The sequence below is a fragment of the Desulfitobacterium sp. genome (assembly GCF_034927245.1).
Taxonomy (GTDB): Bacteria; Bacillota; Desulfitobacteriia; order Desulfitobacteriales; family Desulfitobacteriaceae; genus Desulfitobacterium_A.
On the sequence record NZ_JAYFQK010000005.1, the window covers coordinates 39,275 to 55,210 of the forward strand.

Consider the following 15,936-nt stretch of genomic DNA (forward strand, 5'->3'; position numbering starts at 1 on the left):
TTAAAACCATGTCAACAAATTTCACCAAAGACTTCCCATTCCATATTCTACAAATTCTACTTTACCAAAAACTTAATTGTTTATATGTCGTAACTCGTTGATATTGGTTTAATAATTGATCAAGTTGTTGACTGACTTCGACAACTTCATCATCTACAAGATTATGGGTTAAGCCCAGTTTATTCAGTTTTTTTCGCAACGCCTCTATTCTCTTTAAAAGTTTTTTTTCCATTTTTATTCCCCCCGAATCTCTTTATATATTACATTTTAAAGATTTCAAGAGAAAATAACAACGAAATTTATTCCAGAAACAGGGAATTGTCTGTCGAATTATGACTTATTACTTTAAATTGATAAGTCGCAAAGATTATTAATACTTCCGATAGAGCGGTTACACGGTTTACTTGATGCACAAGGCCGCAATCTGTCAGCCATAGCAAAAATACAAAAAGTACAACGACTTTTTGAAGATTAATAACACTTTATTCAACGACATTTTGATATATTTCATTGTTTTGTATAACCATGCTTCTATATCATTAAAAGTGCAGCATCAATGTACAAGGGCACTAAAGTACCGATATACCCCTTCTATTTTCAATTCCAATCATCTGTCAGAAGAAATTCACGTATGTTCCAATGCTTGAGACCATCCCTGCTCATATCAAATTCGTCATAGGACACAACATACTTGGGATAGTTATCCTTTATAGCATCATATGCTCCGAATTCACGTTGGATCGTTTCCTCAGAGGCAAGCAGGTAGGCCACTTGAACATAGAGCTTTTGCCCTTGCTTTTCAGCGATAAAATCAATCTCTTTTTCTCCTGCTTTTCCAACGGTAACTTTATAGCCCCGGCGCAGCAACTCCATAAAAACAATATTCTCAAAAATGAGATTGATATCTTTCCTATTCCCGCCGAAAACAGCCTCCCTTATTCCGTGATCGGCAATATAGTATTTTTCATTGACAGTAAGAATCTTCTTCCCCTGCAAATCCTGCCTGCGGACACGGTAGAACAGAAAGGCATCCTCGCAAGCCTTGATATAGTTCAATATTGTTTCTGGCGCTACAGTGCGCCCCTCGCTTTTGAGATATTTAGAAATTGCCGTAGCAGAGAAAGTCGTCCCGACATTAGCCGTAATATAGGCGATGATACGCTCCAGCAGATCAACATCCCGAATACTGTTGCGTTTTACGATATCCTTCAGAACAACGGAGTTGTAGAGGTCTTGCAGATACTGACGGCTTGGCTGTTCGGCATAACGAAGATTGCTCAAATACGGCATCCCGCCATCCGTCAAATACCGGATAAACATCTCTCTCGAATTGGCATCGGAAAAAACCTCTTGATATAGCTTTGAAAACTCTTGAAAAGAAAAAGGATAAATCACAAACTCTACATACCTTCCTGCCAGGTATGTGGCCAGTTCTCCCGAAAGCAGCTTGGCATTGGAGCCGGTAATATAAATATCACAGTCAAATTCAACCCGAAAGGAATTGATGCACCTTTCCCAGCCAGCAACTTCTTGAATTTCATCAAAAAACAGATAGGCCTTAGCGGAGATCTCCTTCACCCGCCTGGTAATTTCCTCATGCAAGGCGTTTGCAAAGCAAAGGTGTGCGTTGCTCATATTCTCGAAATTGATAGAAATGAACTGATTTTCATTGACACCGGAGGTGACCAGCTCTTGCTTAATTAATTCCAACATGACAGACTTGCCACTGCGCCGGATGCCGGTTAAAACCTTAATAAGCTTATTCCCAATAAAGGGACGAATGCGGCTCATGTATAACTCTCGATTGATCATAAATAAAAGACCCCCTTGCCATATCTAATATCATAGCAATACAATATCGCGTGTATATCTTAAATGCAAGTTTATTTATTAGACTATATAAGATATAACTTATAAAATATATATTTCTACGAAATTCATCACCCAAACTGTAATTCAATTAGTGTGCCAAGATATCGGGGTATAAGTTTTTATCGGTTGATAAACTCGAATATAAGCAGCAAAGAATATTTTTCGAATAATTGTGAGCAAGGTATAAGTGTTTTGCCGCTGTCGAATTTCAAATAACATTAAATCCGCTAAACATTATTTCTCATTAACATTTTTATGGTTATATCCGCAAAACTACTTTATAATTTCTTATTAAGCACAGAGTATTAGTCGCCGCTTATTTTGGTTTATAAAAATGACCTGTCAAAACTGACAGGTCATTGATTGCATGATTAAAATATATGTATGGCGGAGGAGGTGGGATTCGAACCCACGTGACGCTCACGCGCCAACCCGATTTCGAGTCGGGCTCGTTATGACCACTTCGATACTCCTCCAAACTTATTCACTTTTTACCGATGCTTACGAAAAAAATCCTTCAGCAGTGCCGCGCATTCATCCTCGAGGATTCCTGCAATCACATCCACCCGGTGGTTCCAATAGTTCCGGTCCAAAACATTCATCACTGAACCGACCGCACCGCCTTTCAGATCGCTTGCTCCATAAACAAGTCTCTTCAAACGTGCTTGGACTAAAGCACCTGCACACATCGGACAAGGTTCTAACGTAACGTAAAGTGTTGCTTCAGATAAACGCCAAACCCCCAACTTTTCTGTGGCACGTTGTACAGCTAAAACCTCGGCATGAGCTGTTGGGTCTTGCCTTTGCTCTTTCTCATTATGAGCTAAAGCAATAACATGATTATCTTGTACAACAACTGCACCTATCGGAACTTCTCCTAAATCATACGCGATCTTGGCCTGTTCCAAGGCAATGCGCATCCAATCCTGATGACTCATAGAGTACCTCTATAATGGTGACCCCGGGAGGACTCGAACCTCCGCAAGACAGGGTTTAGGAAACCCCCGCTCTATCCACCTGAGCTACGAGGCCAAGACGCTGTTTCATCTGAGAATTATATGGTGCGCTCGGAGGGATTCGAACCCCCGGCCTTCTGATTCGTAGTCAGACGCTCTATCCAGCTGAGCCACGAGCGCATAAAATGGCGGATTAAATGGCGGAGGGGGTGGGATTCGCGCCGTTCGTTACACTCACTTTCACGCCTGGTCGGGAAAATGCTTCCAAAGGTCGCATTTTCTATTCCTCCCGTTCGAATCCCATTCCCCTGTCGCTGATTCATTTGTTACGGATTTTGAATAAAATCGTGTTTATTAAATGGCGGAGGGGGTGGGATTCGAACCCACGGCCCCTTGCGGAGTCACTGGTTTTCAAGACCAGCTCCTTAAACCACTCGGACACCCCTCCAAATCAATACGGATGCTAGTATATCATAAATTTTAAAGGCTGTAAACGATTATCTTTAAGTAATAATTAACCAATAAATTCAACACCCATATAGGGTTGTAAGGCTTTAGGTACACGGACCCGCCCATCTTTTTCTTGATAATTCTCAAGAATTGCCGCAACAGTCCGGCCAATTGCTAAACCGCTGCCATTTAGGGTATGTACATATTCCGGTTTTTCTTTTGGTCCGCGGCGGAAACGGATATTAGCTCTCCGCGCTTGGAAATCTTCAAAATTACTGCATGACGATATTTCACGATATGTATTAAAGCTTGGAAGCCATACCTCTAAATCATACGTCTTAGCCGAACTAAACCCGATATCTCCTGTTGACAGAGCCATAACACGATAAGGAAGTTCCAGCTCTTGTAGAATTGCTTCGGCATCCCGAGTCAGCTTTTCCAGTTCTTCATAGGAGTTCTCAGGAAAAGCAAATTTTACAAGCTCAACCTTATTAAATTGATGCTGACGAATTAAGCCACGGGTATCCCTTCCTGCAGAACCTGCCTCAGAACGGAAACAGGCACTATAGGCACAATGATAAATTGGCAGCATTTCCACATCCAAAATTTCATCACGGTATAAATTGGTTACAGGGACTTCAGCCGTAGGAATCAAGAAATAATCTGTTCCCATAACTTTAAAGGCATCCTCTTCAAATTTCGGCAGCTGCCCGGTACCAAACATTGAGCTTCGATTGACCATATAAGGTGGGAGAATTTCGGTATAACCTTTTGCCGTATGACGATCCAGCATAAAACTAATCAAGGCTCGCTCAAGTTTAGCTCCTAACCCTCGATAAAAGGTAAAACGTGCTCCGGTAACCTTACCGGCACGAGCAAAATCTAAGATATTTAACTTTTCGCCAATATCATAATGGGCTAATGGTTCAAATTCAAATTTCCTTGGATTTCCCCACGAACGCACTTGAACATTTGCGGATTCATCCGGACCTACAGGCACCGATTCATGCGGAATATTTGGAATTTCATATAATATGGCTTGCATCTTTTTCTCGAGATCGTTTTGTTTTTCCTCTAAATCTTTTATCTTTTGTCCGACTTCACGCATTTCAAGGATTAACGCTGCGGCATCTTCACCATTTTTCTTCCGCTTGCCGACTTCCTCCGATACAGTATTACGCTTTGCCTTAAGGTTTTCAACTTCGAAAAGCAACTTCCGATAATTTTCCTCGTGTACCAAAAACTCATCCAAATTTACACTTGAATTACGCTTGTTAAGCGCTTCCTTAATAACTTCCGGATGAGTTCGTACAAATTTGAGATCTAACAATTTTTACCCCCCTATGTCAAGTCCTATTTGGCCATTTGTTCATCAACAATCGAGAGAAAATATTGATGTACTCTTCGGTCCTCCGTTAATTCTGGGTGAAAAGCACTCGCTATTAGATTTCCTTGCCGAGCAAATACAACTTTTCCTTCATATTCGGCTAAAATCCCAACGTTTGGAGCCACTTCTTTAAGGTATGGCGCTCGAATAAAAACAGCTCTTACCGGTTCCCTGCCTAATGCAGGTACCAATAGATTCGTTTCAAAACTCGCAATTTGGCGTCCAAATGCATTGCGTTGAACTGTGACATCCATTAAACCTAAGCTATATTGATTACTGCCTTCAATGTTTTTACTTAATACGATCATTCCGGCACAAGTACCGAAAATAGGTAAGTTCTTCTTGGCCAATTCTTTAATGTTTTCACCAAGATTATCGACTTGAAGAAGTTTACCCATCGTCGTACTTTCTCCACCGGGAATAATCAGTCCTTTAATATCTTCTAAATCACTGGATTTACGGACTTCTATCACTTCACAGCCCAAACTTTCCAATGCTTGTCGGTGTTCACGGAAAGCACCTTGCAAAGCTAGGACACCAATTTTCTTCGTCATTGACTACCAGCCTCGCTCCTGCATACGTTCACTTTCACTGAGGGTTGAAATTTCTATGCCAGACATCGCTTCACCGAGATCTTTAGATATCTCAGCTAAGATTTTGGGGTCTTTATAATTCGTAGTCGCTAAAACGATAGCTTTGGCTCGTTTTACAGGATCACCCGATTTAAAAATACCTGAGCCGACGAAAATACCATCAACTCCAAGCTGCATCATCAAGGCAGCGTCAGCAGGGGTTGCAATTCCGCCTGCGGCGAAATTAACAACAGGGAGTTTTCCGTTTTCTGCTACATATTTCACTAAATCATAGGGAGCACCCATATTTTTTGCCGCTGTCATCAATTCTTCTTTGGGCATCGTTGAAAGTGTACGAATTTCACTCATAACTGTGCGCATATGGCGTACAGCTTCCACAACATTGCCTGTTCCCGGTTCACCTTTTGTCCGAATCATAGCAGCACCTTCGCCGATACGACGAAGAGCTTCACCCAAATTTCTGGCCCCGCAGACAAACGGAACTTTAAAATCATGTTTATTGATATGATACATATCGTCTGCAGGTGTTAAAACTTCACTCTCATCGATATAATCTGCGCCCAATGATTCGAGAATTTGAGCCTCAACGAAATGGCCAATCCTTGCCTTAGCCATGACAGGGATAGTAACAACGTCCATGATCTTTTGAATAATCGTCGGATCTGCCATTCTGGCAACCCCGCCTGCTGCACGAATATCAGAAGGAACTCTTTCTAATGCCATAACGGCACAGGCTCCTGCTTCTTCAGCTATTTTTGCTTGTTCAGGTGTCGTAACATCCATAATTACTCCACCCTTAAGCATTTCTGCCAGTCCTGTTTTAACTTTCCATGATGCTATTTCAGCCATGATAATCCTCCTCTATAGTTTTACAACGGTTGTTATTTGTTTGAAATACTAGCACTAGAATAATTGTTTGTCAATTTTCCCTATTCTTCGTTTTTATCATCGCTGAAATCTTCATTTTCCTCTTTATATACAACTTTGGCAATGGCCACAACAAGACTTTCACCGGTTCTCATCGCCATCACACCTTGTGCCGATCTTCCTTGTTTAGATATTCCGGATACATCTTGGCGGATAACAATGCCATCTTCGGTGATAATCATGAGTTGATCTTCAGGTTTTACGATTTTAATTCCAATCAAAGTTCCCGTTTTTTGGTTCAATTTCATCGCGATTATTCCTTTACCGCCACGTCCTTGAACCCGATATTCACTGATATCTGTTCTCTTAGAAAATCCATTTTCGGTCATTGTCAAAAGTTCGGATCCATCTTCGTAGACAACATCCATACCAACAACAGAATCGCCTTTTTCTAGATTGATTCCTTTAACACCACGTGCTGTACGTCCCATTCTTCGTACATCAGAACATTTAAAACGAATAGATAAGCCATTCTTTGTAGCGATTAAAATATCATCACTTTCCTTGGTTAGACGAACACCAATCAGTTCGTCCCCATCATCCAAGGATAAGGCAATTAAACCATCCTTGCGCTGAGAATCATATTCATTGAGCGCTGATTTCTTAACAATTCCGTTCTTTGTTGCCGTCAAAAGACAGAAATCCTCTGAATAACCTTTTATCGACAAAATGGCTGTAATCATTTCTTCACTTGGATTAAGGTTTAAAATATTAACGATGGCTGTACCTTTAGCCGTCTTACTGGCTTCCGGAATCTCATGCGCCCTAAGGCGATATACCTTTCCTTGCGAAGTAAAGAAGAGAATATATTGGTGGGTTGACGTGATGAAGAGGTGCTCCACAAAGTCCTCTTCCCGCGTGGCCATACCGTTAACTCCCTTGCCTCCACGTCTTTGGCTCTTATAGGAATTTAGAGGCAGGCGTTTAATATATCCTTTATGGGTAACCGTAATGACGACATCTTCATCCGCAATTAAATCTTCAATTTGCATGTTACTTACATCAATCGAAATTTGGGTTCGCCGTTCATCCCCAAATTTATTTTTAATTTCAGTCAGTTCGGTTTTAATAATTTCGTCCACCATTTTTTCTGAAGCCAAAACAGCGCGCAAATACGCAATCGTTTGCAAAAGTTCTTGCAATTGATTTTCAATTTTTTCGCGTTCTAATCCGGTTAAGCGTTTCAAACGCATATCGACAATGGCTTGTGACTGCTTGTCACTCAACCCAAACCGGGTCATCAAATTATTTTTAGCGTCTGTTTCATCCGCAGAAGTCCTGATAATTTGAATCACTTCATCGATATGATCTAAAGCAATTCTTAATCCTTCAAGAATATGGGCCTCCGCTTCCGCTTTATTGAGTTCAAATCTCGTTCTCCGCGTGATGACGTCTTTTTGATGCTCAATGAAATAATGGATCATTTCTTTAAGCGTTAAGAGTTTGGGTCGACCCTCAACCAAAGCCAACATGTTCATACCAAAGGATTCTTCCAATTGCGTATGTTTGTAGAGTTGATTAAGAACAATTTGCGGAACAACATCCCTTCGCAGTTCAAGCACGATCCGCATACCACTACGGTCGGATTCATCTCTTAAATCCGTAATTCCCTCGATTTTCTTCTCTCTAACAAGCTCCGCAATCTTTTCAACAAGTCTTGCTTTGTTGACCATATAGGGAATTTCTGTGATTAAAATACGCATCTTCCCCGATTTTTCCATGTGTTCGATATGTGCTTTGGCTCGGGTCTTAAAAATACCTCTCCCTGTTGTATAAGCCTGATAAATTCCTTCGGTACCCATAATCGTTGCACCTGTCGGGAAGTCCGGTCCTTTGATATATTCCATTAATTCTTGAATTGTAATATCCGGATTATCGATTTGGGCTATCGTCCCGTCAATGACTTCCGTTAAATTATGGGGAGGAATATTTGTTGCCATCCCCACGGCAATTCCTGACGAACCATTGACCAGCAGATTAGGAAACTTTGAAGGAAGAACAGAGGGTTCTTCTTGTTTCTCATCATAGTTGGGAACAAAATTAACGGTATCTTTCTCAATATCAGCAAGCATAAAGGTTGCCATTTTTGCCATCCGGCATTCGGTATAACGCATGGCAGCCGCCGAATCCCCATCAATTGATCCAAAATTTCCATGACCGTCAACCAAGGGATAACGACTCGAAAAATCTTGTGCTAACCGTACAACTGCATCATATATAGAGGAGTCGCCATGAGGGTGAAATTTCCCCATGCAGTCCCCGACAAGCCGCGCCGATTTACTATAAGGTTTATTAGGTGTCATTCCTAATTCATGAAGGGTGTAAAGAATTCTTCGGTGAACCGGCTTTAGACCATCACGAACATCCGGTAAGGCCCGGCTGGCAATAACACTCATGGAATAGTCAATAAATGACCTTTTAAGCTCTCCCGATATCTCTGTCGGAACAACTTTTCCTCCTTGCATATCCATCGACATTAACAGGCACTCCTTTAAATATCTAAATTACGCACTTCTTTAGCATACTTGAAAATATATTCACGGCGAGGCTCGACTTTATCTCCCATTAAAAGTGTAAAAAGTTCATCAGCCCTTATGGCATCATCCATCGTCACTTGCAGAATGGTTCGTTTGGCGGGATCCATGGTCGTTTCCCAAAGCTGTTCCGGATTCATTTCCCCCAGACCTTTATATCTTTGAACAACGGCTTTTTCCCGGCCGACTCGATCTAAAGCCTTAGTTAATTCTTCATCCGTATAACAATAAATAGCATCTTTTCCTTTTTTAACTTGATATAGTGGCGGTTGGGCAATATACACATAATTATTATCAATCAAAGGTCTCATATAGCGATAGAAAAATGTCAGAAGAAGAATCCGAATATGCGCCCCGTCAACATCAGCATCTGTCATAATAATGAGTTTATGATAACGTGCTTTTTCCAGATCAAAATCATCCGAAATTCCTGTACCCATAGCCGTAATCATAGCTCTGATTTCAGCATTACCTAAAATTCGATCTAAACGAGCCTTTTCAACATTAAGAATCTTACCTCTTAAGGGAAGAATAGCCTGAAAACGGCGATCACGTCCTTGTTTTGCCGAACCTCCTGCACTATCACCCTCAACCAAATACATTTCACAAAGGTCGGCTTCTTTCCAGGAACAATCCGCAAGTTTTCCGGGTAAAGAGCTGACTTCCAAAGCCCCTTTTCTTCGCGTCAGTTCCCTCGCCTTACGAGCCGCTTCTCTGGCACGCAGAGCTTGAAGTGATTTATCAATAATCCTTTTACCGACGGCGGGATTTTCTTCAAGAAAAACATTAAGACCCTCACCCATTATTGAATCAACAATTGACCGAATTTCAGAATTACCCAATTTCGTTTTGGTTTGGCCCTCAAATTGGGGATCTGGAACCTTGACGGAAATAACTGCTGTCATTCCTTCACGGATATCGTCACCGCTAAGATTAGCATCATTTCCTTTAATCAAATTATTTTTACGGGCATAATCGTTAATGACGCGTGTTAAAGCCGCTTTAAATCCGGCTTCATGCGTACCGCCTTCTTGAGTATGAATATTATTCGCATACGAAAAAAGATTCTCTGTATAGGAATCGTTATATTGGATGCCAATTTCAACTTCTACATTATCCTTCACCGCTTCAAAGTAAATAGGCTGCGGATGTAAAACATCTTTGTTGCGATTAATGTATTTTACAAAATCAATAATACCGCCGGTATGAAAATATACTTCTTGTTCTTCTGTTCTTTCATCGGTTAAGGTAATCGATATTTTTTTATTTAAAAAAGATAATTCACGAAGCCGGTGAGCCAGAATATCAAACTCAAAAACGGTCGTCTCATCAAATATTTGCGGGTCCGGAGCAAAGACAATTTGTGTTCCCGTACCCTCTGTTTCTCCGATTATCGTTAGTTCGGTCACGGCTTTTCCACGTGCATATTCCTGATGATAGATCTTTCCGTCTTTTTTGACATCAACGTGCAACCATTTCGATAGGGCATTAACCACACTTAAACCAACGCCGTGCAGACCCCCTGAAACTTTATAAGCACTATTATTAAATTTTCCGCCTGCATGGAGTACCGTTAATGCAACCTCAACAGCCGGTTTACCTAACTTTGGATGAATATCAACAGGAATACCCCGTCCATTATCTTTTACACAAATTGTATTATCCTTACGAATAATAACTTCAATTTTATCGCAATATCCTGCCAAAGCCTCGTCAATACTGTTATCAACAATTTCATAAACTAAATGATGAAGCCCTCTGCTGCTTGTTGAACCGATATACATTCCAGGACGTTTGCGAACAGCCTCTAAACCTTCTAATACGACGATTTGTTCAGCATTATACTCAACGCTTTCCGGTACTTTCTCTTGGAAATCGGCATTTTCTTGCAAAGCTGTCCCCTCCCAAATAATTCCTAATCGAATAACCTTTAACCTATTTATTATACGACGAAATAACCCCTCAATCAATCCGTTCTCGTTTCATCCACTTGCTCCTCAATGGATAACGAACGTTTTAAAAGTGTTGTTGAAGAAATAGGGGATAAGTAATTTCCTTCGGTTGTAATAATTAAAGATTTCTCTTTCCCGCTTTCTGAAATAGAGTAAATATTTTCGTTTTTCCTTATTTGTTTTAAAAAGTTTTCAGAAGAGATGTTATTTATGGCAGTTTCCAGATTTAAGATTGCAATGACCTTTTTCTGGCTCACTAAAATATCTCCACCCAAATGTAAAAACATTAGATTATCCTCCCTATATGTCCTTTGTCGACACGGTATAATGCCGCTACTTCAGTTAACGGCTTTTCAGCACTCGTCATTGTAATTAGAGCTTGACGAATCGGTTTAATAAATTCTAATAAATATTCTCTCCGAAAAATATCAAGTTCAGACAGAACATCGTCTAAGAGTAGAAGCGGATACTCTCCTTTTTCGAGAAAGATCACTTCAAGTTCAGCCAATTTTAAGCTTAATACAATGGAGCGCTGCTGTCCTTGTGAAGCAAAAACTCTTGCCGATTTTCCATTGAGTTGAAAATTAAGGTCATCTCGGTGAGGACCAACTAATACAACCTGTCGTTCAATTTCTTGTTTCATTTTTTCTTTTAGCATGATGGGAAATTCATGTAACGCTTCCTCTACATTCTGGTGACCTAAGGCTAAGTAATTCAAACTTAATTCTTCTTCACCGGAGGAGAGTTGATCATAAATTTCTTTACTTTTTTGGGCTAGGACTTGGGTAAACTTCCAGCGATTGAGAATCACTTTAGAACCCAGATCCATTAATTGTTCATTCCATATTTCTATATTGGATATTTTTGATGGCTCAAAAGGACTTTTTAATAAAGCAGCCTTCTGATGAAGCACTTTGTTATAAGCATTCAGAATATGAACATGACGGGAATAGAGCTGAGCAATATGGAAATCCAAAAAACGCCTTCTTTCGGCCGGGCCGCCTTTCACCATAATCAGATCATCCGGTGAAAAAAATACAACATTGATCGTTCCTACATAATCCGATAATTTTCGGCAGGGAACATTATTTATTTTAACAATTTTTCGTTTATCCAGGTAATGACTTTCCAAACTTAATTTACGATCCAAAGCCAAAAAATCGCCAAAGATATGGAAGGCATCTTCTCCCCAAAGGATTAACTCTTTCTCTTTACGAACGCGATAGGACTTTCCTGTTAAAAGGTAATAAATAGCTTCTAAAATATTTGTTTTACCTTGCCCATTTTGTCCTTGTAAAACATTAATGCCGGGAGAAAACAGAACCTTTTCATCTTTATAATTTCTGAAGTTTTGCAAGTGAAGGTTGGCAATTTCCATGATTTATGAAGTTCGTACCGGGAGGACCAGATTGATGTAATTAGGATCATCTGCCGGACGGATGACACCCGGACCATAGGGCCCGGAAAGTTCAAAAATGATTTTTTCGTTATCTATAACTTTAAGCACATCCAGCAAGAATTTAGCATTAAAGGCGACTTTAACTTCAGTGCCTTCCATTTGTATATCCATCTTTTCCGATATTTTACCTATTTCCGACGTTTGATCCAGCCATAATTTTTCTTGATCTGCGGATAAACGTACTATATTGGCATGACTGCTGCTGTCCCGAGCCAGCAGAGATGCCCTTTCCACAGCATCCGAAAATTCCCGTGTTGAAAGATAAATTTTAGTCTGACAACTTTTTGGAATAACTTGTTTATAGTTCGGGAATTGTCCGTCAATCAGCCGTGACAATAAATGAACGGAACCAAACTGAAAAGATATTTGGGATTGATTAAAACGAATCGTCAGTACTTCATCGTCCTCTTTAAGAAGGCGATAAATTTCAGATAAGGTTTTCCCCGGAATAACACCGTAAAACTTCTGCCCTTCGGGATTTTCTATCTCCGAAATTCGATAGGCTAAGCGGTGGGTATCTGTTCCTATTAAACGAATATTTGAATCTTCAATTTGTAGTAAAATTCCCGTAAACACGGGTCTATTTTCTTCAAGCGCACATGCATAAACAGTCTGACGAATCATCGTTTTAAATAAGTTAATCGGTAAATTAAAAGAAGCAGCATCAAAAAGATCCGGAAGTAAGGGGAATTCTTCAGGATCAAAACCTTTTAATAAAATATCCGATTCATAATAGTGAATATTGACGGCGTCATCACGTTGTTCAATTTCTATTGTCGCCGTTGGCAGTTTACGAACAATTTCGGAAAACAGTCTTGCCGGAAGAACGACTGTTCCTTCTCTCTCAATTTGGGCATCCACTACGCAACGAATGCCGATTTCCATATCAGTCGCTTCAAAAATTAAGGAATTGTTTTCGGCTTTAATCAATATCCCTTGTAATACCGGCAGGGTGTTTTTATTGGATACCGCTTTTTGAACCGTATTTACGCCGGTAAGCAGGGCATCTTTCGAACAGAATATTTTCATGAATAACCTCCTCACAATTAACATAGGTATAAGTTAGGGTTAACAATAATAAGATATTAATTAGTCGTTATAGTATTATAGCTTGTCTCTTTGTGGATATCTGTTTTCAACCCTAAAAATAAAGGGAAAAGAAATGTTTAAAAACATGTGAATAACTTCTGAAAAATTATCCACATGTACACAAAATTTATTTTTAATAAGATTGTATCCTTTGAATAATTTCATTGATCCTTTTATCTAACAGAGGATCTTTTTTGCGGCCTTGGGTGATTTTATCGTGGGCATGGATGACTGTGGTGTGATCCCTTCCGCCAAATTCATCGCCAATTTTCGGCAACGAATAGTCTGTTAACTCACGGCAAAGATACATCGCGATTTGGCGAGGAAAAGCAATAGCCCGGGTTCTCTTTTTGGCCTTAAATTCTCCTAAAGAGAGGTGATAATATTCGGCAACAGCTTCTTGAATCATATCAATTGTTATTTGTTTTGGTTCATTGACCGGAATAATATCCTTTAATGCTTCCGCTGCAATTTCGACGGTAATCGGTTTATCTGAAAGGGAGGCATATGCCATAACACGAATAAGTGCTCCCTCGAGTTCTCGAATATTGGATTGAATTTTATCCGCGATGTAAACCATGACATCATTAGAGACTTGGAGGTTTTCTAATTTAGCCTTTTTTCTTAAAATGGCGATCCGTGTTTCTAAATTCGGGGCTTGAATGTCGGTAATTAAGCCCCATTCAAATCGGGATCTGAGACGGTCTTCCAACGTGGGAATTTCCTTAGGCGGACGATCGGAGGAAATAATAATTTGTTTATCGGCTTCATAAAGTGCATTAAAGGTATGGAAAAATTCTTCCTGTGTTCCTTCTTTACCCGCTAAAAATTGAATATCGTCAATGAGAAGGATATCAACATTGCGATAATGGTTACGAAATTCAACCGGATTCTTATCACGAATAGATTCAATTAATTCATTGGTAAATTTTTCGCTGGATACGTAAAGAACACGGGTATTCGGAGAACGCTCCAAAACATAATTGCCGATGGCGTGCATTAAGTGTGTTTTTCCTAATCCAACACCCCCGTATATAAATAAAGGATTATAAGATTTGGCGGGTGATTCCGCTACTGCAAGAGCCGCGGCATGTGCGAAGCGGTTGCTGTTACCAATGACAAAAGTATCAAAAGTATACTTCGGTATTAAAAAATTAGGTGTTGTTTCAGTGATATCCGGTAACGAAACCGGTGGAGAAGTCTCTATTTTGGGTTTTGCCTCTTTCTGGGTGCCGATTATAAAGCGTAAATTCATGGGCTGATTGAAAACGGTTTGAACAGCCGAGCGAATGAGAGGGGCATAGCGGCTTTCCAACCAGTCTTTGGCAAATTCGTTAGGAACTCCGATGACTAACGTATTGCCATCCATATTAAGCAAACAGGTTGAACTAAGCCAAGTTTCAAAACTTGGCTTAGAGAGTTCTGTTTCAAGTTTGGCAAGAGTCTCTTGCCATAATTTTTGAAGCGATGGGCGGGGTGGCATGAATGAACCTCCCTTGTTGAATTAGGTATTTATTTAAGTCAAAAAAAAGTTATACACAAACTTATACACATTTGTGGATAACTTAGCATCGATTTAAGCTGTGAGTAAATAAACATTAAAAAATAATCGAAATATGGAGCTGCAAAAACATAATACCAAGTTTTCAATAGGTTATCAACAGAAACTTCACTGAGAAATAATATTTATGCACAGTGGATAACTTTTAGAACCTTTAAGTTATCCACATTTATTCCTTTCATTTACCTTGACATGATAAATTTAACTAGAGTATAATCTTTTAAGATATCTGTTATTGAGATATTCTTCGTTTAATGTCCTTTTGCTCAAAGGAGGTGCTTCAGTGAAGAGAACGTATCAACCGAAAAATCGCCGTCATAAAAGAGTACACGGTTTCTTAAGCCGGATGAGTAGTGCAACGGGAAGAAATGTACTTAAAAGACGTCGTCTAAAAGGGCGGAAAAAATTATCTGCTTAAGGCCGCATATTTGTGGCCTTTTTCATCGTGCTCATCGTGATAATGCGTTGAAACTTGGCGCTCGCCAAGTTTATTTTGAATTTCCCAAGTTTAAAAATGATTAAGGTTTTTAATACTAGTATAGAGGGGATATTCTTTTTCGGAGGAACTATGCTTGCGCGAAATCTTCGCTTACGCCATAAGAAAGATTATAAGAACGTTTTTGCTCATGGAAGAAGTTTCTCCAATCGTTATGTTGTTTTTTACATTATGGAGGGAAAGTCGAAGTACGGATTTATTGCTTCGAAAAAAGTGGGAAATGCGGTTCAGCGAAACCGGGCAAAACGGTTAATGCGCGAAGTCTTTTGGCTAAATGCGGTTAAAATAAAGCCTAATCTAGAAATAATTTGTATTGCGCGGGCAAATATTAAAGGAGTTTCTTATCGGGAAGTTGAAAAGAGTTGTTTAGATACGCTAAAAAAAGCAAAGGCTTTGCTATAAATTATTTTATAAATTATGAAGAGTTAGTGTGATTGCTATGAAAAAATTATTAATAAAATTATTAATTGGTATGATTCGATTTTACCAAAAGTTTATTTCTCCTTTAAAACCGCCTTCTTGCCGTTTTTATCCGACATGTTCGGAGTATGCGATTCAAGCATTAAGAAAATATGGGGTTATTAAAGGAGGATGGAAATCCATTGTCCGGATTTCTAAATGTCATCCTTTTCATCCGGGAGGCTATGATCCAGTTTAAGG

15 protein-coding genes and 4 tRNA genes are annotated in these 15,936 nt (G+C 39.7%); 3 read left to right on the forward strand and 16 right to left on the reverse strand.

What is annotated here, in order from left to right:
• Window positions 1-61: 61 nt before the first annotated feature.
• The 16 genes from VB077_RS01280 to dnaA form a co-directional block, all read right to left on the reverse strand.
• The gene (locus VB077_RS01280; RefSeq protein ID WP_323413400.1) at window positions 62-232 is read right to left on the reverse strand and encodes an aspartyl-phosphate phosphatase Spo0E family protein; all 171 of its coding nucleotides are present in this window, start codon (window positions 230-232) and stop codon (window positions 62-64) included.
• A gap of 365 nt (window positions 233-597) precedes the next feature.
• A complete protein-coding gene (locus VB077_RS01285) occupies window positions 598-1,812 on the reverse strand; it encodes an ATP-binding protein (protein ID WP_323413401.1) in 1,215 nt (404 codons plus the stop codon).
• 445 nt (window positions 1,813-2,257) lie between these two features.
• Window positions 2,258-2,348 (reverse strand) — tRNA-Ser (locus VB077_RS01290).
• A gap of 15 nt (window positions 2,349-2,363) precedes the next feature.
• Window positions 2,364-2,810, reverse strand: a complete 447-nt coding sequence (gene tadA, locus VB077_RS01295) for a tRNA adenosine(34) deaminase TadA (RefSeq protein ID WP_323413402.1) — start codon at window positions 2,808-2,810, stop codon at window positions 2,364-2,366.
• 15 nt (window positions 2,811-2,825) lie between these two features.
• Window positions 2,826-2,904: transfer RNA gene (locus VB077_RS01300), tRNA-Arg, on the reverse strand.
• Window positions 2,905-2,931: 27 nt separating this feature from the next.
• A tRNA-Arg gene (locus tag VB077_RS01305) sits at window positions 2,932-3,008 on the reverse strand.
• 179 nt (window positions 3,009-3,187) lie between these two features.
• Window positions 3,188-3,276, reverse strand: a tRNA-Ser gene (locus tag VB077_RS01310).
• 66 nt (window positions 3,277-3,342) lie between these two features.
• Window positions 3,343-4,608 (reverse strand): serine--tRNA ligase, encoded by a 1,266-nt coding sequence (gene serS / locus VB077_RS01315; protein WP_323413403.1) that lies wholly within the window; start codon window positions 4,606-4,608, stop codon window positions 3,343-3,345.
• Between the two features lie 23 nt (window positions 4,609-4,631).
• Window positions 4,632-5,219: a pyridoxal 5'-phosphate synthase glutaminase subunit PdxT gene (gene pdxT / locus VB077_RS01320; protein ID WP_323413404.1), complete on the reverse strand. Its 588-nt coding sequence runs from the start codon at window positions 5,217-5,219 to the stop codon at window positions 4,632-4,634.
• A gap of 3 nt (window positions 5,220-5,222) precedes the next feature.
• A complete protein-coding gene (pdxS, locus tag VB077_RS01325) occupies window positions 5,223-6,107 on the reverse strand; it encodes a pyridoxal 5'-phosphate synthase lyase subunit PdxS (protein WP_323413405.1) in 885 nt (294 codons plus the stop codon).
• Window positions 6,108-6,187: 80 nt separating this feature from the next.
• A complete protein-coding gene (gyrA, locus tag VB077_RS01330; protein WP_323413406.1) occupies window positions 6,188-8,662 on the reverse strand; it encodes a DNA gyrase subunit A in 2,475 nt (824 codons plus the stop codon).
• A 14-nt stretch (window positions 8,663-8,676) separates the two neighbouring features.
• Entirely contained in the window at window positions 8,677-10,611 is a 1,935-nt protein-coding gene (gyrB, locus tag VB077_RS01335) for a DNA topoisomerase (ATP-hydrolyzing) subunit B (protein WP_323413407.1), read from the reverse strand.
• Window positions 10,612-10,685: 74 nt separating this feature from the next.
• On the reverse strand, window positions 10,686-10,958 hold the full coding sequence (remB, locus tag VB077_RS01340) for an extracellular matrix regulator RemB (RefSeq protein ID WP_323413408.1): 273 nt from the start codon (window positions 10,956-10,958) through the stop codon (window positions 10,686-10,688).
• On the reverse strand, window positions 10,958-12,049 hold the full coding sequence (recF, locus tag VB077_RS01345) for a DNA replication/repair protein RecF (RefSeq protein ID WP_323413409.1): 1,092 nt from the start codon (window positions 12,047-12,049) through the stop codon (window positions 10,958-10,960). Before recF ends, remB begins: the two co-directional genes overlap by 1 nt.
• Before the next feature lie 3 nt (window positions 12,050-12,052).
• Window positions 12,053-13,159, reverse strand: coding sequence for a DNA polymerase III subunit beta (gene dnaN / locus VB077_RS01350; RefSeq protein WP_323413410.1), 1,107 nt, complete (start codon window positions 13,157-13,159; stop codon window positions 12,053-12,055).
• A gap of 193 nt (window positions 13,160-13,352) precedes the next feature.
• Window positions 13,353-14,702, reverse strand: coding sequence for a chromosomal replication initiator protein DnaA (gene dnaA / locus VB077_RS01355; RefSeq protein WP_323413411.1), 1,350 nt, complete (start codon window positions 14,700-14,702; stop codon window positions 13,353-13,355).
• Between the two features lie 361 nt (window positions 14,703-15,063).
• Here dnaA and rpmH point away from each other — a divergent pair, with 361 nt between their 5' ends.
• The 3 genes from rpmH (at window position 15,064) to yidD (ending at window position 15,934) form a co-directional block, all read left to right on the forward strand.
• On the forward strand, window positions 15,064-15,198 hold the full coding sequence (gene rpmH / locus VB077_RS01360) for a 50S ribosomal protein L34 (RefSeq protein ID WP_025248573.1): 135 nt from the start codon (window positions 15,064-15,066) through the stop codon (window positions 15,196-15,198).
• A 150-nt stretch (window positions 15,199-15,348) separates the two neighbouring features.
• Window positions 15,349-15,678, forward strand: a complete 330-nt coding sequence (gene rnpA, locus VB077_RS01365; RefSeq protein ID WP_323413412.1) for a ribonuclease P protein component — start codon at window positions 15,349-15,351, stop codon at window positions 15,676-15,678.
• A gap of 37 nt (window positions 15,679-15,715) precedes the next feature.
• The gene (gene yidD, locus VB077_RS01370; RefSeq protein ID WP_323413431.1) at window positions 15,716-15,934 is read left to right on the forward strand and encodes a membrane protein insertion efficiency factor YidD; all 219 of its coding nucleotides are present in this window, start codon (window positions 15,716-15,718) and stop codon (window positions 15,932-15,934) included.
• Window positions 15,935-15,936: the final 2 nt, after the last annotated feature.

Bases quoted from the DNA above. Each gene is read 5' to 3' on its own strand.
- tadA (WP_323413402.1), bottom strand. From the start codon at position 2,810: ATGAGTCATCAGGATTGGATGCGCATTGCCTTGGAACAGGCCAAGATC.
- dnaA (WP_323413411.1), bottom strand. From the start codon at position 14,702: ATGCCACCCCGCCCATCGCTTCAAAAATTATGGCAAGAGACTCTTGCC.
- dnaN (WP_323413410.1), bottom strand. From the start codon at position 13,159: ATGAAAATATTCTGTTCGAAAGATGCCCTGCTTACCGGCGTAAATACG.
- yidD (WP_323413431.1), top strand. From the start codon at position 15,716: ATGAAAAAATTATTAATAAAATTATTAATTGGTATGATTCGATTTTAC.
- remB (WP_323413408.1), bottom strand. From the start codon at position 10,958: ATGTTTTTACATTTGGGTGGAGATATTTTAGTGAGCCAGAAAAAGGTC.
- VB077_RS01285 (WP_323413401.1), bottom strand. From the start codon at position 1,812: ATGATCAATCGAGAGTTATACATGAGCCGCATTCGTCCCTTTATTGGG.
- VB077_RS01280 (WP_323413400.1), bottom strand. From the start codon at position 232: ATGGAAAAAAAACTTTTAAAGAGAATAGAGGCGTTGCGAAAAAAACTG.
- recF (WP_323413409.1), bottom strand. From the start codon at position 12,049: ATGGAAATTGCCAACCTTCACTTGCAAAACTTCAGAAATTATAAAGAT.
- pdxT (WP_323413404.1), bottom strand. From the start codon at position 5,219: ATGACGAAGAAAATTGGTGTCCTAGCTTTGCAAGGTGCTTTCCGTGAA.
- rnpA (WP_323413412.1), top strand. From the start codon at position 15,349: ATGCTTGCGCGAAATCTTCGCTTACGCCATAAGAAAGATTATAAGAAC.
- gyrA (WP_323413406.1), bottom strand. From the start codon at position 8,662: ATGTCGATGGATATGCAAGGAGGAAAAGTTGTTCCGACAGAGATATCG.
- pdxS (WP_323413405.1), bottom strand. From the start codon at position 6,107: ATGGCTGAAATAGCATCATGGAAAGTTAAAACAGGACTGGCAGAAATG.